Annotated in this window: 19 protein-coding genes and 1 pseudogene; 10 read left to right on the plus strand and 10 right to left on the minus strand. The window is 58.0% G+C overall.

The window, feature by feature from the left end; genetic code table 11:
* Positions 1 to 72: 72 nt before the first annotated feature.
* Positions 73 to 432, minus strand: a pseudogene (aceE, locus tag EHF44_RS13905) (pyruvate dehydrogenase (acetyl-transferring), homodimeric type); the annotation flags it as partial.
* 151 nt (positions 433 to 583) lie between these two features.
* On the opposite strand from aceE, the gene EHF44_RS13910 reads away from it, so the two are divergent.
* Positions 584 to 1,027 carry a MarR family winged helix-turn-helix transcriptional regulator gene (locus EHF44_RS13910; RefSeq protein WP_043355349.1) on the plus strand — a complete coding sequence of 148 codons (444 nt, stop codon included), beginning with the start codon at positions 584 to 586 and terminating at the stop codon, positions 1,025 to 1,027.
* A 357-nt stretch (positions 1,028 to 1,384) separates the two neighbouring features.
* Here the strand turns inward: EHF44_RS13910 and EHF44_RS13915 are convergent, their stop codons facing one another.
* The 4 genes from EHF44_RS13915 to EHF44_RS13930 form a co-directional block, all read right to left on the minus strand.
* Positions 1,385 to 2,404 carry a LacI family DNA-binding transcriptional regulator gene (locus EHF44_RS13915; protein WP_043355348.1) on the minus strand — a complete coding sequence of 340 codons (1,020 nt, stop codon included), beginning with the start codon at positions 2,402 to 2,404 and terminating at the stop codon, positions 1,385 to 1,387.
* Between the two features lie 129 nt (positions 2,405 to 2,533).
* Entirely contained in the window at positions 2,534 to 3,520 is a 987-nt protein-coding gene (locus tag EHF44_RS13920) for a Bug family tripartite tricarboxylate transporter substrate binding protein (RefSeq protein WP_043355346.1), read from the minus strand.
* Between the two features lie 58 nt (positions 3,521 to 3,578).
* Positions 3,579 to 4,802, minus strand: a complete 1,224-nt coding sequence (locus EHF44_RS13925) for a CaiB/BaiF CoA transferase family protein (RefSeq protein WP_043355344.1) — start codon at positions 4,800 to 4,802, stop codon at positions 3,579 to 3,581.
* A gap of 34 nt (positions 4,803 to 4,836) precedes the next feature.
* The gene (locus EHF44_RS13930; protein WP_043355342.1) at positions 4,837 to 6,441 is read right to left on the minus strand and encodes an FAD-binding oxidoreductase; all 1,605 of its coding nucleotides are present in this window, start codon (positions 6,439 to 6,441) and stop codon (positions 4,837 to 4,839) included.
* A gap of 472 nt (positions 6,442 to 6,913) precedes the next feature.
* Between EHF44_RS13930 and EHF44_RS13935 the strand changes: the two genes are divergently transcribed.
* From EHF44_RS13935 to EHF44_RS28680, 6 genes are all read left to right on the plus strand, one after another.
* A complete protein-coding gene (locus EHF44_RS13935; protein WP_043355340.1) occupies positions 6,914 to 7,795 on the plus strand; it encodes a LysR substrate-binding domain-containing protein in 882 nt (293 codons plus the stop codon).
* A gap of 332 nt (positions 7,796 to 8,127) precedes the next feature.
* A complete protein-coding gene (locus EHF44_RS13940) occupies positions 8,128 to 9,639 on the plus strand; it encodes an FAD-linked oxidase C-terminal domain-containing protein (protein ID WP_043355338.1) in 1,512 nt (503 codons plus the stop codon).
* Position 9,640: 1 nt separating this feature from the next.
* Positions 9,641 to 10,714, plus strand: coding sequence for a glycolate oxidase subunit GlcE (gene glcE, locus EHF44_RS13945; RefSeq protein WP_062794395.1), 1,074 nt, complete (start codon positions 9,641 to 9,643; stop codon positions 10,712 to 10,714).
* Between the two features lie 10 nt (positions 10,715 to 10,724).
* On the plus strand, positions 10,725 to 11,984 hold the full coding sequence (gene glcF, locus EHF44_RS13950; RefSeq protein WP_043358198.1) for a glycolate oxidase subunit GlcF: 1,260 nt from the start codon (positions 10,725 to 10,727) through the stop codon (positions 11,982 to 11,984).
* Positions 11,985 to 12,111: 127 nt separating this feature from the next.
* Positions 12,112 to 12,636 carry a gamma carbonic anhydrase family protein gene (locus EHF44_RS13955; RefSeq protein ID WP_043355330.1) on the plus strand — a complete coding sequence of 175 codons (525 nt, stop codon included), beginning with the start codon at positions 12,112 to 12,114 and terminating at the stop codon, positions 12,634 to 12,636.
* Positions 12,637 to 13,137: 501 nt separating this feature from the next.
* Positions 13,138 to 13,389: a hypothetical protein gene (locus tag EHF44_RS28680; RefSeq protein ID WP_058698236.1), complete on the plus strand. Its 252-nt coding sequence runs from the start codon at positions 13,138 to 13,140 to the stop codon at positions 13,387 to 13,389.
* Positions 13,390 to 13,646: 257 nt separating this feature from the next.
* On the opposite strand, the gene EHF44_RS13965 is transcribed toward EHF44_RS28680, so the two are convergent.
* The 5 genes from EHF44_RS13965 to EHF44_RS13985 all read right to left on the minus strand — a co-directional run bounded on the left by EHF44_RS13965 (position 13,647) and on the right by EHF44_RS13985 (position 18,843).
* Positions 13,647 to 15,074: an NAD-dependent succinate-semialdehyde dehydrogenase gene (locus EHF44_RS13965; protein ID WP_062794397.1), complete on the minus strand. Its 1,428-nt coding sequence runs from the start codon at positions 15,072 to 15,074 to the stop codon at positions 13,647 to 13,649.
* A gap of 62 nt (positions 15,075 to 15,136) precedes the next feature.
* Positions 15,137 to 16,105, minus strand: a complete 969-nt coding sequence (locus EHF44_RS13970; RefSeq protein ID WP_043355327.1) for a Bug family tripartite tricarboxylate transporter substrate binding protein — start codon at positions 16,103 to 16,105, stop codon at positions 15,137 to 15,139.
* A gap of 31 nt (positions 16,106 to 16,136) precedes the next feature.
* Complete coding sequence (locus tag EHF44_RS13975) at positions 16,137 to 17,333, minus strand: NAD(P)/FAD-dependent oxidoreductase (protein ID WP_062794398.1); 1,197 nt, start codon at positions 17,331 to 17,333, stop codon at positions 16,137 to 16,139.
* Complete coding sequence (locus tag EHF44_RS13980) at positions 17,333 to 17,530, minus strand: ferredoxin (RefSeq protein ID WP_043355325.1); 198 nt, start codon at positions 17,528 to 17,530, stop codon at positions 17,333 to 17,335. The genes EHF44_RS13975 and EHF44_RS13980 overlap by 1 nt, the downstream gene beginning before the upstream one ends.
* A 23-nt stretch (positions 17,531 to 17,553) precedes the next feature.
* Complete coding sequence (locus EHF44_RS13985; protein ID WP_196765234.1) at positions 17,554 to 18,843, minus strand: cytochrome P450; 1,290 nt, start codon at positions 18,841 to 18,843, stop codon at positions 17,554 to 17,556.
* 1,035 nt (positions 18,844 to 19,878) lie between these two features.
* On the opposite strand from EHF44_RS13985, the gene EHF44_RS13990 reads away from it, so the two are divergent.
* From EHF44_RS13990 to EHF44_RS14000, 3 genes are all read left to right on the plus strand, one after another.
* Positions 19,879 to 21,255 carry an MFS transporter gene (locus EHF44_RS13990; protein ID WP_063778466.1) on the plus strand — a complete coding sequence of 459 codons (1,377 nt, stop codon included), beginning with the start codon at positions 19,879 to 19,881 and terminating at the stop codon, positions 21,253 to 21,255.
* Positions 21,248 to 22,873 (plus strand): GMC family oxidoreductase, encoded by a 1,626-nt coding sequence (locus EHF44_RS13995; protein WP_196765235.1) that lies wholly within the window; start codon positions 21,248 to 21,250, stop codon positions 22,871 to 22,873. Before EHF44_RS13990 ends, EHF44_RS13995 begins: the two co-directional genes overlap by 8 nt.
* A gap of 327 nt (positions 22,874 to 23,200) precedes the next feature.
* Positions 23,201 to 23,539, plus strand: a complete 339-nt coding sequence (locus EHF44_RS14000) for a DUF4286 family protein (protein ID WP_052495067.1) — start codon at positions 23,201 to 23,203, stop codon at positions 23,537 to 23,539.
* Positions 23,540 to 23,618 lie beyond the last annotated feature (79 nt).

Here is a 23,618-nt window from a genome sequence, read left to right on the forward strand (position 1 = left end):
GTAGCCTACCTATGTGGCGCAAAGGGGGGTTTACCCTCAACAACAGAATCGAAGGTCGACCCGTAGACATCAGAAGAAAGCGGAGAACCCATATGTGGCGATATGCCCGCCGACGTTGGAGTGCTTGCCCGCCCGCAACACCATCGCCATGGCATTCCAGCGCGCCATGGCGGCCAGTCGGCGCTCGATCGAGGTGTCGCCTGGAGGCTGCTCGCCCGATTCGGCAATCGTATTGACGTAGGGCGTCGTGATTGCGCCATGGAAATCCCCGTGTCGGGCCGCGTCCGATTCATGCAGGCGGCCGATCAGGTAGTGGGCGCGTTCGCGGCCTTCCACTTCGGTCACGGCGGCCAGGGCCTCAATCCATTCCTGGGTTTCCTGCGGGTCCACATCCAGCGGCAATACGTGTAGCGGCAACACCGGGGCATTCATCTCTGTCTCCATGGGATTGACGGGGCTTCGGTTCGCATCAGGCCCGGTCGGATAGGCGTGGCCATTGCGCTTCAAATAAATTGCAGTTGCAATCGTCTGGGCATTGTGAGCGCTCTGCGGCATAATTGCAACTGCAACTATTGGAGATACCATGTCGACTGAGAAGCCGGATTTGTGGTTTTCGTTTGTACGGTCGCACCGGGCCTTGATACGTGAGGTGGATCGGCGTCTTGCCGAGGCTGGACTGCCTGTCTACGCGTGGTACGACGTGCTGTGGGGGATTGAAAGCGGGCCGGAGGAAAGCCGCCGGATGCATGAGCTGGCCGATGTGCTTGCCATCGAGCGGTACAACCTGACTCGCCTGATTGACCGGCTGGAGCGTGAAGAGCTGGTGACCCGTATCCGGTCAGAGGAAGACGGCCGCGCCGCGTTCGTGTCCGTCACACGGCAAGGTAAGGCCTTGCGCAAGAAGATGTGGGGCATCTACGAGGCGGCGGTCAAAGAACTGTTTCTGGCCGAGTTCCGGCCGGAAGACATCGGGCGATTTTCTCGTGCGCTGGATGCGGCGGCAGCCAAAGCGGGGTGGCCGAAATAGGTTCGAACTCCCTTTTCGTGCGGTGACGCTTCTGGCTCGCGCCGGAGGGGACGAATGTGTCCGCTTTTTGGGACACGTTCGACTTAGTTGGCAACGGCGGTACCCTGACGCCTCAATCAAAGGTCAGTGGCATGACCGGCGCTTACCGGCCCACCCTAAGCGGACATCAGGATGGAGCAGAGACTGATATCCATTAGGCGCCCCGCATGACTGAAGAATTCCCTCAGAACGTTGTCTGCAACGCTTCATTTAATAGCTGGACAACGTATGCTTCGACCGCTTTGTGCCCGGTGAGGGCCTAGCTAGAGCGACGGCTGAGTTCCGTCCGTAGCGACAAAACGTAGTTTGGCTCACCAACTATTGGGGCGGCGCCGTACTTTCGCGAACTACAAGGTCAGGCTCGAACTCGGTCTGAATGCGTTTGGACCCGCCTTCAATCTGATCAACCAGGTTACGAGAAGTAAGTTCGCCAATCAGAACGGGATTCGAGTGTACGGTCGTGAGTGCGGGCGTCATCAGTTCCGCCATCTGCCAGTCGCCGAAGCCTGTAACTGAGATGTCGCTCGGAACCGATAGTCCCAATGTGCGGCACTCCGCGATCGCTGCCACAGCAACGAAGTCATTGATGCATATCAGGGCAGTCGGCTGTTCCTGATGCGGCAGCGAGTCATTACGCTCGAGACAGGTCCGAACCGCTTGCCGGACGGCAGATGCTTCGTACGGTGTCGGGAGAATGCGGTCGTCGGGTATCGAAATGCCGTTCTCACTGAGGACGTCTTGGATGCCCAGAAGTCGTTGAGAGGAGAGAAATTGAGTCTCTAGTGGCCCTGGGAGGACGGCAAACTTTCGATGTCCCTGTTTGACCAAATAGCTCGTCAACCTGCGCATCGCCAAGCGATTGTCATATCCCACCGTGGGATGCATACCCTCACGATCGACGGCCCACATTAGGACATACGGAATGGCATGCTTGTGGATTAGCGAGAAGACGTCAGGGTGATGCTGTGACCCGATAATGGCGATTCCGTCGACTCTGCGCTCCAAAAGCGCGCGCGCGCAGCGTAGTTCTGTCTCACTGTCGTCCCGGTGGCACGTCAATAAAACGGTGTATCCGAGCCGATCGAGCTGCGCCTCTAAGGTATCGACCGCTTTCGCGTAAAGCTCGTTCATCAGTGTCGGCGCAATGATGCCGACCGATCGCGTGCGCCCTTGACGCAGGTCCCGAGCCGAGGAAGACGGGACGTAGTTGAGGCTTGCGATGGCGTTCTGCACGCGCTCCAGCGTGTCAGGTCGCAGCCGATCCGGCGATGTCAGTGCACGGGAGACTGTTGCCGAGGAAACGCCGGCGAGGAGGGCGACTTGCTTGACATTCACCATATCGGATCAGCGGTTATCTTCAGCCTGGGATATCGGCCGACTGCCGTCATTGTAACGACCTTGGTAGTCCACAGGCAGTTTCCGTCGTCGGGGGGTATCCCGACGACGGACCGGCATTCCCGGTGAGGGCTAGTCGAGCCGGACCTTTGCTGAATCAGCCACGCGCTTCCATTTCGTAACTTCGGTGCGCAGAAACGCATCGAATGCTTCCGGGGTGCCGCCTGCGATCTGCGCGCCTTGAGCCATCAGCTTGTCGCGGACCTCCGGATCCTGAAGGGCTTTGTTGAACTGGCTGTTCATCTTAGCAACGATGGCTGGTGAGGTCCCGGTCGGCACCATAAATCCACCCCAAGAAACGGCTTCGTATCCGCTTATCCCGAGCGCTTCATCTACCGTCGGCACATCGGGCAGTGCCGGCAATCGAGTCTTGCTCGTGACCGCAAGAGCCCTGAGTTTTCCACTCTTGACATGTGGCATTCCAGCAAGCGCGGTGGGAAGGGCAACATTGATCTGCTGACCGAGCACGTCTGTGAGCGAAGGCGCGTCTCCCTTATAGGGAACGTGGTTCATCTTGACGCCAGCCATGGTACTAAGGAGTTCCCCGGCCAGATGGCTGCCCGAACCGTTGCCTGCAGATCCAAAGGTAATCTGTCCTGGCTTGGCCTTTGCTAATGAGACCAGTTGGCGCAGGTCCTTCACCGGCGAATTTGCTGCCGTGACGATAATGAGCGGCACCTTTGTCACCAAGACAACTGGCGTAAAGTCTTTCAGCGTGTCATAAGGAAGTCTCCCGTATACGGCCGGGTTGATGGCATTCGGCCCAAGGTTGGCCATCAGCACGGTGTAGCCGTCAGGCTGCGCCTTCGCAACGGCTTCATTAGCGATGATGCCGTTTGCGCCAGGCCGGTTCTCCACAACAACAGACTCTCCCCATGCCTGGCTAAGCTTAGCGCTTAGGAGCCTGGCGGTCACGTCTGAGGCGCCGCCAGGGGGATATGGAAGAACGACCCGAATCGGCTGGACCGGCCATTCCTTAGCGTGGGCGGCGGCCAGACCGATGGTCAGTGTCACTCCGCAAACGGCTAATGCCCCCGCAATTCGTAGCAATCGATGCATGTCTGTCTCCTTTGAACGTGATCTTTATGGTGATCACTGTGGTCGGGCGGATTACACGTCAGATCGTCCCATCGCGGCGCATTGCCTCAATTTGCTCCACAGACTTCCCGAGCTCATTTTTCAGGATGGTTTCAGTGTGTTCGCCCAGCGCTGGGGGCGCGCGAAGGTAGTCGATACTGCTGCGAGAGAACTTGATAGGGTTCGCAACCTGGGGCGCGCTTGCACCGCTGCTGTGGGGCAAAGAGAAAACCATTTCACGCGCCCGGATATGGGGATCCTCCAGTGCTTCTGGAATGCTCTGGATCGGGCCACAAGGTACGCCGACCGATTCCAGCAGTTTGAGCCACGTGTCTCTCTCTTCTTCTTCAAAGCGAGCCGAGAGCACCTCCACAAGACTTTCACGGTTCTTTAGACGATCCGCATTGCGTCGATAGCGGTCATCATCCGGAAGATTGATTAAACCCAGCGCTTCGCACATGGCTCGGAACTGCCGGTCATTACCGACTGCTACGATCAGAGAGCCATCGCTTGCAGGGAATGACTGATAAGGTGCGAGATTGGGGTGCGCGTTGCCCCAACGACGCGGGTGGCTCCCGCCCACCAAATAGTTCGAGGCCTGGTTTGCCAGCCACGCCACCTGCGTATCCAGCAGGCTCATATCGATGTACTGCCCGCGGCCACTGCCGACTCGCTCAAATAGCGCGCTGACAATTGCAACGCTTGCATACATGCCAGTCATCAAGTCCGATATGGGCACCCCGCATTTTTGCGGGCCGCCACCGGGGACGCCGTCGCGCTCGCCTGTGATGCTCATCAGCCCGCCCATGGCTTGCACCACGAAATCGTATCCAGCCCGCTTGCGGTATGGGCCCGTCTGCCCGAAGCCGGTGATGGAGCAGTAGACGAGCCGAGGATTGATCTCACTCAGGGTCTTGAAGTCCAACCCGTAACGTTGCATATCGCCGAACTTGTAGTTCTCAACGAAGACGTCGCAATCTTTGACTAGCTCGTGCAGCAAATCCTGACCGACCTTGCTGCTGACATCCAGAGTGATCGAACGCTTCCCGCGATTGGCGCAAAGGAAGTACGCCGACTCTTCCGTCGTCGTGCCATCCTCACGAGTAAGGAACGGCGGGCCCCAAGCTCGCGTGTCATCGCCGGTGCCGGGACGCTCAACCTTCATCACGTCAGCGCCCAGGTCGGACAATAGTTGCGTGCTCCAGGGTCCAGCAAGGATCCGGCTCAAGTCTAGGACCTTGATACCTGCAAGGGGGCCTGCCATATCTCCTACTCCTCTTTTTTGAGTTTCTAACTAATTAGCTCGGGTCGAACAGCACGCCAGGGTTCAAGACCTGGTGCGGATCAAAGGCCTGCTTGGCGGCCTTTAGCGCGGTGCAGAACAGCTCCGGCCGTTCCTTGTCGTACCAAGGGCGATGGTCCCGACCAAGCGCATGGTGGTGGGTCACCGTACCGCCTGCGTCCACCATGGCTTGCTCTCCAATGCGTTTGATCGCTTGGAACTGCTCGGGCAATCGAGCCTTATCGCCATAGGCAAACCACGTGAAATATGGCGCAGGGCCATCAGGGTAGAGGTGGGTAAAGCGGCAAGTCACCGAACCCGGGCGGCCGGTAACTTCGCGAATGGCCCGATGCGTTTCTGCCTTGACGTGCGCGTGAAGAGCGGCGAACTTGTCCCACGTGCACGCGGTTTCCATGGTCTCGCGCATGACGCCGCGAGCAATGGCGTACTCGCGCAGGTATGGGCCGCGCAGGAACTTGTTTCGCCAGCTCGATGTCGCAGCGTCCGCACCACCTTGGTTTCCGCTGACCGGATCATCGTCCCATTCGCCGCCGCACTCCGCGCAAATTTCCAGTGCTCGCTTCAGGCGTGCCTCGACCGGGTGGTCGGCGGACTCGAATCCCAGCACGAGAATGTCATAGCTGCCGTCGCTCGAACCCGTGTACAAGGCTTCTTCGCGTTCCACAAGGCGGGCATTGGCAGGGTTCAGTCCAGATTGAGACAGTACCCGTGTGGCCTCGACAGCGCGCGCATAGTCACGGAAACGTACGGTCACCTGCTTGCGGAAGACCGGCCGGCGGTGAAGCTTGACCCACGCCTCGGTAATGATGCCCAGTGCGCCTTCGGAGCCGAGGAAAAGTCGATCCGGATTGGGTCCCGAACCCGATACCGGGAAACGTCGGGATTCAATGGCACCCTGGGGCGTTACCACTCGCATGCTCTCGACGTGGTCGTCGATCTGAGTGAACGCGGTCGCAAAGTGGCCTGCTGCTCGCGTTGCGATCCAACCCCCCAGTGACGAGAACTCCCACGCTTGCAGGAAGAATCGCATGGTCAGGCCGGTGGGCTTGAGCTGTCGTTCCAGCTCCGGGCCAAGGACGCCCGCTTGAATGCGCGCGGCCTGCGATGTTTGGTCTACCTCCAGCACTTTGTTGAAGTGCTTCATGTCGATGGACACCACGCCACGGTAACGATCGTGCTCGGGCGGATTCACGCCGGCCACGACGCTGGTGCCGCCGCCGTACGGAACTGCAGCAACGTTCTGGCGCCCGCACCAGTCGAACAGGTCCACGATGTCCTGCTCAGTGCGCGGGTAGGCGATGACGTCCGGCGGGTTGGAAAATTCCCGGCGCATTGCGCGCGCAACATCCATGGTGCCCGCGCCGTAGGTGTGATACAGGCGGTCGTAATGATCGCTTGTGCAGATTTCGCGAAGCGACGCGGGCAGCTGTACGCGAGGTTTGCGCAGCGAAATTTCTTCGGGCGTCGGAAAAGGTGTCGCTTCGAAGTGCTCGACACCCAGCAAGCGTGTCCACGCTGCCTCGAACTCCCGGATTTCGTCCGGCGTGACGGTGTCACCCTCATAGCCCCACCCGTAAAACTTACGACGACGTTCCTGCATTGTTGCCTCCTGTGTGATGTGGTAATCGATTACATACGTTACGGTAACCTGCATCAGAGACTGTAAATAACCAATGCCAGTACGGTGATGAGGCGAAAACAGCACTGCGTGCAATCGATTACATAAGTTTAGATTGGTGCGGCATAATGTCAAGCAGTTAACGCAGTCGCGGCCATGGGTTGGAGCAGGAGTCGACGAAGAGATCGGATCGCTAAGAGACCTTCCCGCGGCGAGGTCACTGTGGGTTGGAGAGCGACTTACTTGGTGGTCTTCCCTTGCAGGGCGTCACGTACGTCCTTGCCTGAGGACCCAGTGAGTCGATCCTGAGCAAGCAATCTGGGGGCGCTTGCTCGTTGCAGCGTTGGCATGGTGCTCGAGCGACAGAGCAGCAAGAAGTGTGGCCGCTCCCTAGGCCTCAAGCGATGACATGCGGCATATCCGCCCTGGGTAGCCCACCAAACGGAGAGAAGATATGGCCCTGCAACACATCCCGCCCATTCAATGTCTTGTCACCTTCGAGACGGTTGCAAGGCTTCGGAGCGCCACACGTGCCGCCGACGAGTTGTGTGTAACAACCAGCGCCGTGAGTCATCGAATCCGCCAGCTTGAATCTCACCTCGGTGTTGAACTCTTCGGGCGGAGTGACTTCACGCTTTCTGCACATGGTGCAGCGTACCTGGCGAATGTCCGAAGCGGCCTCGCTGCGCTACAGCAGATGCCGGTCAAAAATGGAAAAGCCTCTTCCACGCGACTGCGGGTCGCGGTGACCCCAACTTTCTCCAGGCAGTTCCTGATGCCCAAACTGGAACTGTTCCGCAACAAGTATCCGGACATCGACCTTATCTTGCAGGTCTCCATCCCATTCCTGGACGTCACAGCCGAGCCATCCGATTTGGAAATCCGGTACGGCGCCGGCGGATATGCGGACGTCGATCATCGCGTCGTTCTCTCGGAGGAGGTGGCGCCGGCTTGCAGCCCTACCTATCTCAACGAGTTCGGCCCCTTCGAAGGCTTCGAAATGGCGGGTGAAATCGACCAGGCGCGTCTGATACGTAGCCCGCTTGAGCCTTGGACGACATGGTTCTCCTCATGTGGATTGACGAGAACGGAGCCGCATGTGGGCGCTCAATTCAACGATCTAGGGCTTCTCTATGACGCAGCCGCGTGCGGGTTCGGCGTGGCACTAGTGAGGACCCGTATGGCGCAGTCATGGCTAGAGGGGGGGCGACTCATCCGCATATCGGATCGATCCGTGCCTTCACCGATGGCGCACTACTTATGCTGGGAACCTGGGGCCCTGGAGAGATGGGAGTGCGCCGCCTTTATGGAGTGGCTCACCGACTCGCTAAGTTGAGCGGCCCAAACACGGCAATCAAGTTTTCTGCAACTCAACCGCAAATAACTCTCAACCTGCTATATCGCGTGATTGTCTACAGTCAAGTCATGGCGTCTCGTCGACGCCTTTGACAGAAGTGTATTAGAACCTCCCCACACAATGCATCGCATTCATCGCTCAACGTTTGAGCCTCAGCGCCCGGAAGCAACGCTCCGCCTTGGAGCTGCAGCATCCGTCCAGGCTGATTGCGCGGTTCGCCGGCTCGCTACGGTCGCGCCGTCGCTCCGCACTGATTATCCAATAGACCGGCACAGCACGACGCAGCTTCATCGCACCAGGAGGGCAAAGTCATGAATGCGACGCGTGACGGCTGGTTGGCACATCCTACTGACGCTGAGCGGAGGGAAGCCCGGCGTGCGGAAGTGGTTTCCGCGCTAGAAGGCGTGCTGCCTAGGGACCTTATCCTGTCGCAGCGCGAGGACACCCAGCCATTTGAATGCGATGGCCTTACGGCCTATCGGGCGCAGCCGCTCGTCGTGGTGCTTCCCGAAACAGAAGAGCAGGTTGTTGCCATTCTGCGAACGTGCAAGACGCTCGGTGCGCCCGTCGTGGCTCGGGGCGCAGGCACGGGATTGTCAGGCGGTGCGCTCCCACATGAGATGGGCGTGCTCCTTTCGCTCGCTCGTTTTAACCGGATCGTCAGGGTAGATCCTGTGAGTTGTACCGCAGTGGTCCAATGCGGTGTACGCAACGCCGCAATCAGTGAGGCAGCCGCTACGTATGGGCTGTACTACGCCCCCGATCCGTCCAGCCAGATTGCCTGCACGATCGGTGGAAACGTGGCCGAGAATTCCGGAGGCGTCCATTGCCTCAAGTACGGACTCACGTTGCAGAACGTAATGAAAGTACGGGGATACACCATTCAGGGCGAGGCGATAGAGTTTGGATCGGAAGCCCTTGATGTCCCTGGGCTCGATTTGCTCGGCGTCGTTGTAGGCAGTGAAGGGATGCTCGCAGTGACATTGGAAGTCACCGTCAAGTTAATTCCTAAGCCAGAACTTGCGCGATGCATCGTTGCAAGCTTCGACACCGTCGAAGCCGCTGGTGACGCCGTAGCCAACGTCATCGCGGCCGGCATCATCCCAGCCGGCCTGGAACTGATGGACAAGCCGATGACCGCCGCCGTAGAGGACTTCGTGCATGCTGGCTATGACCTGGACGCGGCCGCAATCCTATTGTGCGAGAGTGATGGGACGGCGTTGGAGGTCGAGGACGAGATTGTGAAGATGAATGCCGTCCTCACCGCCAGCGGGGCCACTCGTCTTGAAGCAAGTCAGGACGAGGCGCAGCGTCTTCGTTTCTGGAGCGGGCGAAAGAATGCATTTCCCGCGACGGGGCGCATGAGCCCGGATTACCTGTGCATGGATTCCACGATTCCTCGCAAGAGTCTCGCTGCGATCCTTCGAGCAATCAGCGAGATGGAGGTGCGCTATGGGCTTCGCTGCGTGAACGTGTTCCACGCCGGCGACGGGAATCTACATCCGCTGATCCTTTTCGACGCCAACAATCCCGAAGAACTGCACCAGGCGGAGCAATTCGGCGCTGAGATTCTGGAAACAAGCGTCACGCTTGGCGGGACGGTGACCGGAGAGCACGGTGTGGGCGTGGAGAAGCTGAACTCAATGTGCGTTCAGTTCTCAGGCGCAGAGCGAGAACAAATGTTTGCGCTGAAACGTGCATTCGATCCGCAATCGCTCTTGAATCCTGGGAAGGTAATTCCGACGCTGCATCGATGTGCCGAATATGGTCGCATGACTGTTCGGCGTGGGATGCTGCCGCATCCAGAAATCCCGAGGTTCTAGAATGACGACGATCCCCACGGAAGTGTCTCATCTGATTGAGACAGTCCTGCATGCAAGAAAAACGAAGACCTCTCTCAACATCGTTGGCGGCGGTACGAAATGCTTCTACGGTGAAGAGCCGTCGGGTGAACCGTGTGATGTCCGGCGCCTCAGCGGAATTTGCAGCTATGAACCGTCTGAGCTGGTTGTCACCGCTCGTGCAGGCACACCGCTAGAAGAACTTGAGGCCGTGCTGGCCGAGCACAATCAGTACCTTGCCTTTGAGCCGCCACGCTTTGCTAAAGGAAGTACTGTCGGAGGAGCGGTCGCGGCAGGTCTGAGCGGGCCAGCACGCGTCGGGGTAGGGTCCATTCGGGACTTCGTTCTCGGCGCGACCATGATTAACGGCAAAGGCGAGCTTCTGACATTCGGCGGGCAAGTGATGAAGAACGTTGCCGGTTATGACGTTTCGCGTCTCCTGGCGGGCTCAATGGGAACACTCGGTGTTATCTGTGAGGTCTCGCTGAAGGTTCTGCCCATTCATTCATCGAGGATCACCCTGTTCATTGAACGCGACGAAGCAGGGGCGTTGTCTCTCTTAAACGGGCTGACTCGGCAAGCATTGCCAGTCAATGCGAGTGCCTGGCACGACGGAAAGCTGTTCCTCCGACTGAGTGGTGCAGCCTCTGCTGTCACGGAAGCCAGAAAGCGTTTGGGCGGGACTGAGCTGGAACCAGACGAAGCGTTGTCCTGGTGGGATGCCGTCCGCGACCACCGCCACGACTTCTTTTCACAGAGCGACGCGCCTCTCTGGCGTGTTTCCGTTCCGGCAGTCTCCCAACCCTTCTTGGCCGCGAATCAGCTTATTGAATGGGGTGGTGCATTGAGATGGCTATACACCGACGATCCCATCGAGGACGTTCGGGAAATGGCGTCATCGCTTGGTGGTCACGCCACGCTGTTCAGGGATCCGCATCATAGGAGCGGCGTGTTCACGCCACCGAGCGATGCGCTCTTCGAGATTCATCGCAATCTCAAGCAAGCGTTTGATCCCGATGGCATCTTCAATGTTGGTCGACTCTACCCCGGCCTGTAAGGGGCTCCATATGCAGACAAAACTAAGTCATGAGTTTGCCAACACTCCAGAAGGGGCGGAGGCCGAAGAGATTCTGCGCAAGTGCGTGCATTGCGGCTTTTGTACGGCAACGTGTCCGACTTACCTGCTTCTGGGCGATGAACGTAACGGACCCCGGGGACGCATCTACTTGATGAAGCAGTTGCTTGAGGGGGAAGAGGTCACAGCAAGCACCCAACAGAATCTAGACCGCTGCTTGACGTGCCGGAACTGTGAAAGCACCTGTCCCAGCGGTGTCGAGTACGGCAAGCTAGTTCACATTGGGCGGAAGCTAGTCGATGAGCGAATTCCTCGTCCGCCAAAAGACCGCGCGGTGCGTTGGCTGCTGCGTGAGGGGCTAACTTCGCCATTGTTCTTGCCGGCCATGAAGATTGGCCGAATGGTTCGGCCGCTACTTCCTTCCAAGCTCGCCAACAAGCTTACGCCGAGCAGACCTGCGGGTCAGCGCCCAACGCGCCGCCACGCCAGGAAAGTGCTCATGCTCGAAGGTTGTGTGCAGCCGGCGATGATGCCGAACATCAATTCTGCGACCGCGCGGGTACTCGATGCAGCCGACTTTCAGGTTGTAAGTGTTCCTCGAGCCGGTTGCTGTGGCGCGATCCGGCTGCACACCGGAGATCACAAGGGCGGCCTCGATGATATGCGCAGAAACATCGACGCCTGGTGGCCGGCGATTTCCAGCGGTGAAGTCGAGGCAATTGTCATGAACGCGTCCGGCTGCGGCGCGACCGTGAAGGACTACGCCGACTTGCTAAAGCATGACGCGGAGTACGCCGAGAAGGCAGCTCGGGTTAGCGAGTTGACCCGCGACCTGAGCGAATTGCTTCCTGAACTTCTGCCAAGACTGCGCGGCAAAGTCAAAGCGTGCGACAAGCCGGCCTTGGCGTTCCATCCGCCGTGCACGCTGCAACACGGCCAGAAGCTGCGGGGAGTGGTGGAGGAGCATCTGGGACAGTTGGGCTTTTCCGTTCATCGTGCCAGCGTGGAGAGTCACCTTTGTTGCGGCTCAGCCGGCACCTACTCCGTTCTGCAGCCCGAAATTTCACTCCAGCTCAGAGACCGCAAGATCGAGCATCTGAGCGAGAAGCAACCTGACTGCATCGTGTCCGCGAACATCGGTTGCATCCAGCATTTGCAAAGTGGAACGCCCACGCCAGTAAAGCACTGGATCGAGGTACTGGATGATGCAATCGAGCCGGCAGTCCAACCAGAGGAACAAGTATTTATCTAGCGGCAGGGCAAGAAACGGCGTCGAAGTCGGCACGGGCTGCGAGAGCGGCCCATGCAGTAGTGTTTCGCCTCCTGCAAGTAACGCGGTCGGCGAAAAGTTAGTCACATCAAGATAAGAGGAGCATTTTGTGGCGATCTATCGAATTGGAGAGAAAGAACCGACAATTCATCCGAGCTCGTATGTATCCGAGCATGCGGTAATCATCGGCGACGTGGAAATCGCCGAAGACGTGTCCATCTGGCCCGGCGCTGTGATCCGCGGCGACAATGAAAAGATCACGATTAGGCGAGGCGTGAACGTCCAGGAGGGGGCTGTGTTGCACACCGATCCTGGCTTTCCCGTCGAGGTAGGCGAGATGGTCTCCATTGGACACCAGGCGATGCTTCACGGTTGCAAGGTCGGAGCACGTAGTCTGGTCGGCATTCAGGCTGTGATCCTGAATGGATCCGAACTCGGACAACAATGCCTCGTGGGGGCCGGATCCTTGATCGGCGAGCGCAAGAACTTCCCGGCAGGAGGCTTGGTCATGGGCACACCTGCAAAGCAGGTACGTGAACTAACGGAGGAAGTCAAAGCTGCGATCGAGAAGAACGCTGACGACTACATTAACAAGGCGAAGACGTACAAGAAGGACCTGGTCAAGCTGAGTTAGCAAGCTCCGCGCGTCGGCGGATCAAGCGTCGACGCCTTGAGACGAGAGCGCCAGCCAGCGCCTCGTCTCGTCATCCCTCTCCATCAAGATTGGTGCTCCGGCCATCGCGAACGAACGCGACAAGGCCCGGCCTTGAGTTGCTACCCGGCCACAGGCACAGAACCCCTTCACGCGCCGCCGCTGTCTGCGTGGTCGCTACCCTCACCAGTCGGACCATATCGACTCGGTGCCTCCAGGTACTTCGCGCGATCATTCTTCACTGAATCGTTATATCATCTGCTCAGTGATTGCCCCCTTTTTGTAGACATGACAGAACCTACGGTTGAAATGCTTGCGGACGAACTTAGACCCCGCTTGATGCGGATCGTTGTAGCGCTGCGGCGGGAAATGAGAGCGGCGCACGTGCCCCCCGCGCAGAGCGCTGTTCTTAGTGCATTGCTCGTAAGAGGGCCGATGCGAGTTAGCGATCTGGCCAGGAATGAAGGCGTCAGATTGCCTACGATGACGCAGATTGTCGGGCGGATGGTCGACGCCGAGTTAATCGCGCGCTCCGCACCCGTCGGCTCGTACAACAACATGATTCAGATTACTGATGAAGGCCGGGCTGTGGCCGGCAAATTGGCCGCACAGCGGACGGCGGCACTGGGCAAGCGCATGGAGGGATTGACGCCCGAGGAGTTGCAGACGGTGATCGCGATGTTCCCCATCATCGATAAGATGTTCAAAAGAGAACCGTGGCTGGACCACGAGTAATACCAACGAAATCTTCCTGGAAGACGACACGATTCGAGAAGGCTTATCGCTAGCCGGCCGCGCTTGCGCTGCAACTGCGGAGCCATGCAGGGAGTTGTCAGAGTCGCCGAGAGCAACCGCATCGCCCAATATGGGGCGCACTGCCGCGACCTATACGCTAATAAAAAAGGCGCCTAACACTCACTTAGGCGCCAAAACCTGACTGGGAACGTAGCTTCGGGGGAAAGGGCGACGTATCGCCCTTTGCGGCCCCCGATCTACACTTGAGTTACAAATTTCGTGACGAGATAGCCGTCGAACGTCTCGGTCCCACCCTCACTCCCGATACCGCTATCTTTAATGCCTCCAAACGGTGTTTCGGCGAGAGCGCTTCCAAAGTGGTTGATGTTGACCATGCCGGCCTCAAGGCGGGTAGAGACAGCATGCGCTGTCTTCGCTGACTCGGTAAACACGTAAGACGACAGGCCGTAAGTCAGTTTGTTCGCCCGTGCCAGCACCTCATCCAGATCGTCGAACGCTACAACCGGGGCGACAGGGCCGAATGGCTCGCAAGTCATGAGCATGGAGTCGTCTGAAATGTCTATAACGACGCTGGGCGCGAAGAAATGTCCTGTGTCGCTGCACCTGGTCCCTCCCACGACAACCTTTCCGCCGCGCGCTTTGGAGTCGGCAATCAACCCTTCCATTGCAGCAACACGGCGTTGGTTTGCGAGCGGTCCCATCTGTGTCGAGCTGTCTATACCGTTGCCGACCCGCACTGCGCCAATGACGTCCGTAAAACGCCTGAGGAACCTATCGTAAGCCCCGCGCTGGACGAAGAAGCGGGAGGGCGAGACGCATACCTGACCAGCGTTTCGCAGCTTGTAGTTTGCAAGCATCTCGGCGGCGGTATGGACATCCGCATCGTCGAAGACGATTGCAGGGGAGTGACCACCAAGCTCCATAGTGATTCGCTTCATATGGGATCCTGCTAGAGCTGCTAGTTGTTTGCCAACAGCAGTGGACCCCGTAAAGGAGATCTTCTGGACCAGCGGAGATGCAATGAGGTGTGCTGACACCTCCGCCGGGACGCCAAATACAATGTTTAAGCAACCAGGAGGAAGGCCCGCATCATGGAACAGTTGAGCGATCGCCAGCACGGCACTCGGTGTCTCTTCTGGTCCCTTCAGAATGATCGTACAGCCTGCGCCAAGCGCGGCAGAGATTTTCCGGATCGCCTGATTGAAGGGAAAATTCCAAGGGGTGAAGGCTGCGCAGACTCCGACCGGCTGACGTAGCACGAGCTGGCGGACGTTAGGGTTGCGGCTGGGGATCACGCGGCCGTAGATCCGCCGAGCCTCTTCTGCATGCCAGTCCGCATGCTCTGCACAAACCGTTACTTCGCCCACGGCTTCGTGCAGAGGCTTCCCCTGGTCAATGGTCATGTTGCGGCCGATTTCCGGCGCCCTTTGACGGGCGAGCTCCGCAACTTTACGCAAGATTGCACTGCGTTCCAAAGGCGATGAGTCGCGCCACGTCAGGAAAGCTCGATGAGCCGCCTCGACGGCGGTGTCGAGGTCCTCGCGGGTGGCGAGCGGCAGTCGCCCAACGACCTCCTCCGTCGCAGGATTGACTACGTCCTGGTGTCGCCGGCCTTCAATGCCGAGAAATTCGCCATTGATGTAAAGGGATAATTCTGGATACACAGCGTGTACTCCAATGACTAAGAGGTTAGCTACGAAATTCTGTGCTTGTGACGGAGGTCGATCTATTCGAGCTTAAAATCACCGACCTTAATTACTGCATCAATGCTCTTCTTGCGCTGCTTAAGGTAGCCCTCGAAATCCTCCGGGGACTGCGTAATGACTTCCATTCCAGTGCCTTGCATCCGCGTGCGAAGCTCGCCGTTCTTCAAAATCGTAGCGACATCGCTCTGCATTTTTTTGATTGCGTTCTGGGGCATCTTGGCAGGCGCATACAGGGCGATGGTTCCCGTAAGCTGGACGTCAATCCCCGCTTCCTTGAATGTAGGGACGTTTGGCAGCATAGGCGAGCGTTCTGGCGTCGACACGGCAAAGGCCTTCACTTTTCCAGCCTTAACGAGTTGCGCGATCGGTGCCATATCGATCATGAGCATATCGATCTCGCCTGAAACGATAGCGGGGACACTTTGCCCAGCACTCTTGTAGCCGACTGGGGTCATCTTTACCCCGGTCTTTTGCGCGAACTCCTCCATACCGACACGCATGCCCAAGTTGGCCCATCCGTACGTGAACTTCCCGTTGGCCGCACGAGCTGCCTTAATGAGGTCAGCGAGGTTGTTGTATGGCGCGGAAGCCGGGGTCACCACAACGAGTGGGGTTGCGGCTAGCCCGCTCACAAGGGTGAGTTCCTTGGTGGGATCGACAGCAACAGTGGGGCGCAAGTTTGCGTCGATGATCAACGTGGACGGGGGCATGACCAGAAGGATCGAACCGTCCGGTTCAGCTCGCGCGACAGCCTTGCTGGCGATCGCCCCGTTTGCGCCTGGCCGATTTTCGACGATTACGGGCCGATTCCAGATTTTTGCCAGCTCTTCGCCAACTGCGCGTGCAACTACGTCGGTGCCACCGCCCGGTCCGTAGCCAACAAAGAGCCGGACCGGCAACGGGCCAGATTGCTGGGCGTACAGGATGGAGGGCAGGGCCAGGGAGCAGAGTAGGACTGCTCTGCGGATAGCCGAAGCGGGTTTTGTCATGTTGTCTCCTCTTTTATTATGAAATACAGCCTTAACCTGCTACCGCAGCTGGAGCGTGGCTCTTCGTCCACTCCTCCTTCAACAGCTTGATGTGCTCACGCGCTTTTCTACTGGCGTTCCAACTAAGAACGCCCATCAAAACGTCTCCCTGGTAGTAGCGAAAGATGCAGGAGTCGTCTTTCAGTTGATCCCCTTCGACAACTTCAACGGTGTATTGAGGGCCGATGCGTCCGTAGCTGTGGATTTGGACCTGGTACTGATCCGACCAGAAGAACGGCAGCGGAGCGTATTCAACGCGAGAGCCGAGCATGTTCTTTGCCGCGGCCATCGCCTGTTCGCTTGCATTCGTCCGGTGTTCAATACGCATGTGCTCGCCGTAGCCTTTGTGAAACCACTCTGCAGCATCGCCGGCGGCATATACGTTCGGGGCTGCTTCACAGTATTCATTGCAGACTACGCCGCTGCGGATGTTTAATCCGCTGCACCACTGCACGCTGGGAACTGCGCCGATAGCCACAACAATTACGTCGCAAGCAATCACAACCCCAGTGTCCAAGCGGACTTCGGTAATGGTGCGGTCACGCCATTTCACCTCCCTGAGTTCGCAGTCGTTGTGGAAAACCACGCCGTTGGCTTCATGGAGTTTTTCGATCCGCTTCCCAACGATATCCCCGACTCGCGCCCCGAGAGGAACTTTCGACTTGTCGATGACGGTCACCTCACAGCCGCTGGTCTTTGCAATCGCCGCTAACTCTGTGCCGATGAAGCCCGCGCCGACTACTAGTGCCCGCTTTCCGGCAGTCAGATGTTCCCGAATCGCCAGCGCGTCGTTTAAGTTGCGCAGGCTGTAGCAGTTCGCCGCCTGGCTGAGGTTGGGAATCACTCGAGCGTCCGCGCCCGTGGCGATCAGCAAGCGATCATATTGAAGTGTGGAGCCGTTGCTGAGTTGCAGTGAACTGGCGTCCGTATCGAGGCCGGTGGCCGATGTCCCGTCCAGGTAGTGCAGGTTCAGCGCCTTCATGCCGTCTTCGGACACAAGGTTGAGCGCCTCTACCGGACATTCTCCTGCCATCAGCCGCTTTGAAAGAGGAGGGCGGTCATAGGGCATGCCGCCTTCCTTTCCAATCAGCGTGAGCCGCCCTCCCCAGCCCTGTGCGCGCAGCGCTCGTGCTGCCGTGATGCCGGCGGCCGAGGCGCCGACAACGACGATGTGCTCGGGGGAGTTCATCACTGATCCTCGTGAATCTCGATGGCGAGCGCTGGGCAGATGCCAGCCGCCAGGCGTGCTGATTCGAATTGGTCAGCCGACGGCTCTGCGTTCAAGAGAATGACGATGCCATTGTCCTTTTGGTCGAACAGATCCGGCGCGTTGACGACACATTGACCAGAACCGCAGCACTTTTCGGGGTAGATTGTGATTTTCATGATGCTTCTCATTTAAGTCGGGATTACCAGCGAACAGGGAGTTCCTTGACGCCATACATGAGTGAATCGCCCTTGAACTCAAGGCTTTCCACGGGAACAGCAAGCTCGAGGTTCGGAAACCGCTCCAGCAAGGCGGTGAACATGATCTGCATTTCGAGCCGTGCGAGGGGTTGACCGATGCACTGATGCGGGCCGTATCCGAACGAGACCTGCGTCCTTGAATCTCGGCGAAGGTCGAACACATTCGGATCTTCAAATTTCGAGCTGTCGCGATTGGCCGAGACACTCAGCACTACAACGGGGTCGCCCGCCTGGATCATTTGTCCGTTCACGACAATGTCCTCGGTCGCGACACGACGCTTTCCTGAATGTGTGACATCCAGATAGCGCAGAATTTCTTCCACCGCATTTGGAACGAGGCTTGTGTCTTGTCGAAGCTCATTCCAGATATCCGGTCGTTGCAGGAGGAAAAGCACTCCCATTGCGGTCGTATTCGCCGTGGTCTCGTGGCCGGCAATCAGCAAGAGCCTTGCAAGGGAAACAACGTCCGTTTCGGTGATATCGCCCTTTCGTACGTGATTGACGATGAGGCGGCTGAGGATATCTTCCCCGGGGTTCTCCGATCTCTTCGCCACCAGGCCCTTCAGGTACACCTCGCACAACTCATGATTTGCGGCGATGGCCTCCTCAAGCGTCGCACTACTCGACGTCAGGACCATCGCCAGTTCCTGAAAGAAGTCATGGTCTTCGTACGGAACGCCAAGCAACTCTGAGATCGCCAATGCCGGCGTAGCCAACGTAAAGGCGCTAACCAGGTCGGAGGGTTGAGGCTTTGTTGCGAAGTCGTCCAGCAGCTTGTCTACGATCGCCTGAATCCGCGGGCGAAGGGCCTCGATTTTGCGGATCGAGAATTCACCTGTCAGCATGCGCCGATGCTCTGCATGCTTGGGTGCATCCATGGTGATGAAGGTCCGGTTACTACCCCGGGCAACTTTCATTGCAGCACTGACAGTGGGATAGCCGGGATTCGTAATGTCAGAACTAAAGCGAGGGTCAGACAGGACCGAGCGGACGTCGTCATAGCGCGTAATCAGCCAGGCGATCTTTCCGTCCCAGAGCCTAGCTTGCCCCAAGCCGCTTCCTTGCTGCATCTGGAAGTACACCGGCGGCGGCGACAAAGGATCGACCCGTTCGGGCGGAAAGTCGGGGATGCCGCTGTCCCCGCCAGCGTGCATCGGACACGTGGACTGCGCAGGTGAGGCCGCGTGAAACGGGCAGCCAGTCGACTGCGTGGGGGTTTGGGGGGCGGTCATGAATATGTCTCCGATGGGAAATTGTGAGTACATATTAGGTAGCCTACCTACTATATGCAAAAGGGGTTTACCCTAATCGGTGCAGAGGATTGACCTCGCGTCACAAATCTCGAGCGGGACCAGGGGTGGGAGAGGAGGGCGTGGCTAGACTGGGGGAGCCCAGTTGGCCTGAAGGCGGGCGACCGCCGATTTCAGTGGTCAAGATATGCCGCCGGTGACCCACTGGGTATGCGCGAGGACTGTTTGCCTTCTGGTTGTTATAGCTCGTCCCAGGGTAGATATGCGGTCCGGCCGGGCTGGCTGACGACAGAGGTCGGTACCGAGTGAGGCGCGGCCGGAGGCCCGCTTGGGACCTGCTGGAGGCCACCTTTGACGCCGGGACCTTCCGTAAGGTCGGGATCGCAGGGCTTCGGTTCTTACCTATGCATAGGCGTGAAAAAACACCCGCATGGACGTGGGGTTAGAAGTGCGCGATCGCCACCACTCGCTGACCAAGGGGGCAGCCTCACGACGCGTTGTTAAAGAGGCGCGGGGGGACAGTGAAGCCGGTGCAAGAAGGCAAGCGAGAAAGCCGAAGCGACCTCGCTTTGGCAGCCTACAAATCAAATAAATAGGCTCCAGCTCTCCCCTAACTCGGCACTGAGGTACTCGAACATCGACATGAATCGAAAGCGCTCCCATTGATTGAACGCCTCGCGTACCGCTGCCATCAGTGACATAGCTACCTCCGGGGTGATCGACTTTAGTTAGGGGGGGCACCGCAAGAAAAAAGCAGGTCTTTCAACACTCGTTCGCATCGGCGCATAGCCCATTCCACGATGCAATCGATTACATAGAGCGTAGGTCGCCACGATGGTCTGTCAAGATAAAGCGTAAAAGTGTCATTTGCGGCTCAAAATCAGCCACCTGACTTCGTTGATGGGAGGGTAAACGCCTATTTGATTGTAATAGGTAGGCTACCTAATATTTACCACAAATAAGAGTAAGCGCGCTTCGGTTTTTCAAACATTGCTTATAGAAGTGGAGACAAAATCAATGCAACATCATCCCCGAAGAGGTTCGACCCCCACCCCCCAGCGGGTCCGGGATGTTCTCAAGCCGATCTCCGGTGCCGCCGTGGGAAACATGCTGGAGTGGTTTGACTACTCGTTGTATGGCTATCTTTCCGCCACCCTGGCGAAGGTGTTCTTCCCAAGCAGCGACCCGATCGTTAGCCTGATAGCGGCTTTCGCGGCATTCTCCGTCGCATTCGTTACCCGACCACTCGGCGCTCTGTTTTTTGGATCGCTGGGAGACCGGCTTGGACGGCGCGATACGCTCGCGATTGTCGTTGGTTTGATCAGCGTTTCGACGGGGTTGGTCGGTGTCCTACCGGGATACGAGGCGATTGGCATCGCCGCTCCTTTGCTGCTGGTAGCCCTACGCATGATTCAGGGATTTTCCGCGGGAGGCGAAGCAGGTGGAGCACTCGCATTCCTTGCCGAGTACGCCCCGACACGCCGGCGTGGCGTTGTGATCGGGTTCTTCGGTATGTCGGCTGGAATTGGTGCGTTGAGCGGATCCGGTCTTGTTCTGGCGATCACCAGCATTTTTGGTCAGACGGCAGTTGAGGCATGGGCCTGGCGATTGCCCTTCCTGATCGCTGGTCCGATTGGGTTGGGTGCGTTCTGGCTGCGGCTGCGCATCGAGGAAACACCGGCATTCCGGTTGCACTTGGAACGCGAGGGCGCGGCACAAGCACCATTGCGCGAAGCCCTTCGTGACGACTGGCGAAGCATTGTCAAATGTCTTGGCGTAGCGATCTCACACGGCATCCCTTACTACTTGATCCTGGCGTATCTCCCGTCTTATCTCGTGTCAACTGGACGGTTGAGTAGCGGGCAAGCTCTAGCGGCGTCCGGCCTGGCCTTTCTGGGTTCAGTGATTGTGATCCCATTCGCTGCAGCGCTATCCGACCGCGTGGGTCGACGACCCGTCGCCTTTACGGCGGCATTGGCATACCTCGTCGTTGCGCTTCCTTTGTTCCGGATCGTCGTGGGCTCGACACCAGAGGTGGTAATTGCCACGATGGCTAGCGTCGGGGTATTGATGGGGATGTATGGCAGCGCGCCGTTCTGCATGATGACGGAGTTGTTTCCGACACGCACACGCTACAGCGCCATGTCGGTAGGCTACAACGTGGCCATGGTGCTATTTGGCGGCACCGCTCCTTTAATCAGCGCTTCTCTGACGAAGCTGACCGGAAACCCTTCATCACCCGCCTATTTCATGATGGGGGGCGCAGTGTTGTCTATTTTTGCCATCTTGGCGTCTCCTGAAACGTCACGAGTACCGATTGATGAGCTCGGACAGTCGGACGAGCACATTCGCCGCGTGCGCATGGCGCTCAAGGCATCGGCTCGCGTTGAGTGATCTCCTGATTATGAAAACCGCTACATACGACTACATTGTTATCGGCGCCGGCTCGGCAGGGTGTGTTCTCGCTTCTCGGCTGAGTGAAGATCCCAGCGTCAAGGTACTGCTGATAGAGGCGGGCGCTCCCGCGTCATCCATCTTTGTTCAGATGCCGGCAGGGATCCGGGTTCTCTATAAGAGCCAAAAATTCAACTGGCGCTATTGGACGGAGCCCCAGACACAACTGGACAATCGGAATATTTATATACCCCGGGGCAAGGTGGTGGGCGGTTCATCCTCGATCAATTCCATGATTGCTATCCGGGGGAACCGATCCGATTACGACAACTGGGCATCTCAGGGCCTGTCGGGCTGGGACTATGAATCCCTTCGTCCGTACTTTCGAAAGATTGAGGATGCATCACTGGTAACGAAGGCGAGGAATGACGATCGCGGGTACGCGGGTCCGATTCGCCTGTCATACGGCACGCAGCAAAACGCCATATCGACTGCGTTCATAGAGAGCGCAGTATCGGCCGGTATGCCGGAGAACAACGGATTCAATGGGGCGTCGCAGGTAGGCGCAGGATTCTACGAGCTTACGATTGCCGAGGGAAAGCGATCCGGTGCTTATCGTTACCTGGATCGAGCAGGTAACCGATCCAATCTGACATTGATGGCGAACTGTAAAGTCCGCAGGATTCTCCTTGCCGGAAAGCGAGCGCAAGGCGTAGTGATTGAGGATGGATGGGAGGAGGTGGAGCTTCGCGCGGACCGCGAAGTGATTCTGACAGCAGGGGCCATTGCCTCACCGCAACTCCTGATGCTTTCGGGGATCGGACCGGCCAAACATCTGCAGTCGATTGGTATCGCTCCCGTGGTCGATCTGCAAGGCGTCGGTGAGAACCTTCAGGACCATCTTGATTGCGCGATTCGCTTAGAAGCGTCGCAGCCCAATACGCTCACGCCCTATATCGGCCTGGTAAGAGGCGGAATGGCAGGAGCTCGCTATCTTCTTTCAGGAGGCGGGCCGGCTTCCTCTCAAGGCGTTGAGGCAGGAGCATTTTACAACTCCGACAGAAATCCGGATCTGCCTGAGTGGCAGGCCCATCTGATCATTGCGCTGCGCAATCCACCGCCTAACGAAAAAGTTCCCCACGGATTTGCAGTCCGCGTATGCCAGCTGCGTCCAAAAAGTAGAGGCGTGCTGCGACTGCGTTCTTCAGATCCGTCCGATTCTCCCCGAATCGACCCTCGCTTCCTCTCAGACGAGTCTGACCTGGAGAGTTTGGTGCGCGGCGTGGAACGCACGTGCGAGATTGTCGACCAGCCGGCGCTCCGGAAGTACATCAAACGAAGGCTCGACATCGATGCTTTCTCCACCGGTGCAGCCCGTAAGGCATGGATACGCTCGCATGCGGAAACCATCTATCACCCGGTTGGCACGTGTCGCATGGGAGTCGACGACAACGCTGTTGTTGACGAGGAGTTGAAAGTGCGCGGGGTTGAGAACTTGAGAGTAATTGATGGATCTGTGATGCCAACGATCATCAGTGGGAACACGAACCTTCCCATTATGGCCATGGCAGAGAAGGCCGCAGACTTGATACGAAATTCACGCACATCCGCTCGTTGAAGTTTTCGGAGAACTCTGTTCACTGGCGTTTCGAGCTTGCTCCGTCGCCTTCTTCCCGGTTGTCCCCTTACACGGGGACGAAAGGTTGCAGCATAGATTTCCCAGCATCGAATGGGAACGTCTACGGGCTTGCGTCGTTTGATGGAAGCGTTGGGCCACACCCTTTCTCTCAAGCGCCGAAACCGCCGGAATGCCAAAGCGCGGGTTCCAGCAAAGAGGACCACGTGAACAAGGGACTCGCCAGTCAACACATACCCATCACGGGCGCGTCACAGGGCATCGGCCGCTGGACATTCCCTGTACTTCAATAACCTTAAGGAGATAAGAATGGTCAAGTTCACCTATCTGGTACTCACGAACGCGGTTCCGGGGCGTGAAGAAGAGTTCAATCGCTGGTATACCGAGCAGCACCTTCCAGACGTGTTGCGCGTACCGGGCGTGGTGAGCGCACAGCGCTTCAGTCGCACGGAGCAGCAGCGAAAAGCGGGGCCTCATCCGTGGCAGTACCTGGCACTCTATAACTGCGAGGCCGCTGACCCGCAGGTCGTCACAGATGGGATCCAGGCTCGCGTCAACACAGCGGAGATGCAAATGAGTGACACGGTGGGCGATGTCAAATATGGTTGCTATTTCGAGCCAATCACCGAGGTGATTCGCAGTAAGTAGACGGCATGGAAGTACCTGCTTTCCCGTCGTCTCAAAGATGAGTCGGGTAGAAGCTCAACAGCTTCTCCGCCACGTGAGG

The sequence above is a fragment of the Cupriavidus pauculus genome (assembly GCF_003854935.1).
GTDB classification, from domain to species: domain Bacteria; phylum Pseudomonadota; class Gammaproteobacteria; order Burkholderiales; family Burkholderiaceae; genus Cupriavidus; species Cupriavidus pauculus_C.

What these genes read in the sequence shown, in the direction of transcription:
- EHF44_RS13935 (WP_043355340.1), top strand. Translation starts at nt 6,914, where the DNA reads ATGGCCCTGCAACACATCCCGCCCATTCAATGTCTTGTCACCTTCGAG.
- EHF44_RS13970 (WP_043355327.1), bottom strand. Translation starts at nt 16,105, where the DNA reads ATGACAAAACCCGCTTCGGCTATCCGCAGAGCAGTCCTACTCTGCTCC.
- EHF44_RS14000 (WP_052495067.1), top strand. Translation starts at nt 23,201, where the DNA reads ATGGTCAAGTTCACCTATCTGGTACTCACGAACGCGGTTCCGGGGCGT.
- glcF (WP_043358198.1), top strand. Translation starts at nt 10,725, where the DNA reads ATGCAGACAAAACTAAGTCATGAGTTTGCCAACACTCCAGAAGGGGCG.
- EHF44_RS13980 (WP_043355325.1), bottom strand. Translation starts at nt 17,530, where the DNA reads ATGAAAATCACAATCTACCCCGAAAAGTGCTGCGGTTCTGGTCAATGT.
- glcE (WP_062794395.1), top strand. Translation starts at nt 9,641, where the DNA reads ATGACGACGATCCCCACGGAAGTGTCTCATCTGATTGAGACAGTCCTG.
- EHF44_RS13990 (WP_063778466.1), top strand. Translation starts at nt 19,879, where the DNA reads ATGCAACATCATCCCCGAAGAGGTTCGACCCCCACCCCCCAGCGGGTC.
- EHF44_RS13910 (WP_043355349.1), top strand. Translation starts at nt 584, where the DNA reads ATGTCGACTGAGAAGCCGGATTTGTGGTTTTCGTTTGTACGGTCGCAC.
- EHF44_RS13925 (WP_043355344.1), bottom strand. Translation starts at nt 4,802, where the DNA reads ATGGCAGGCCCCCTTGCAGGTATCAAGGTCCTAGACTTGAGCCGGATC.
- EHF44_RS13985 (WP_196765234.1), bottom strand. Translation starts at nt 18,843, where the DNA reads ATGACCGCCCCCCAAACCCCCACGCAGTCGACTGGCTGCCCGTTTCAC.
- EHF44_RS13915 (WP_043355348.1), bottom strand. Translation starts at nt 2,404, where the DNA reads ATGGTGAATGTCAAGCAAGTCGCCCTCCTCGCCGGCGTTTCCTCGGCA.
- EHF44_RS13940 (WP_043355338.1), top strand. Translation starts at nt 8,128, where the DNA reads ATGAATGCGACGCGTGACGGCTGGTTGGCACATCCTACTGACGCTGAG.
- EHF44_RS13975 (WP_062794398.1), bottom strand. Translation starts at nt 17,333, where the DNA reads ATGAACTCCCCCGAGCACATCGTCGTTGTCGGCGCCTCGGCCGCCGGC.
- EHF44_RS28680 (WP_058698236.1), top strand. Translation starts at nt 13,138, where the DNA reads ATGACGCAGATTGTCGGGCGGATGGTCGACGCCGAGTTAATCGCGCGC.
- EHF44_RS13930 (WP_043355342.1), bottom strand. Translation starts at nt 6,441, where the DNA reads ATGCAGGAACGTCGTCGTAAGTTTTACGGGTGGGGCTATGAGGGTGAC.
- EHF44_RS13920 (WP_043355346.1), bottom strand. Translation starts at nt 3,520, where the DNA reads ATGCATCGATTGCTACGAATTGCGGGGGCATTAGCCGTTTGCGGAGTG.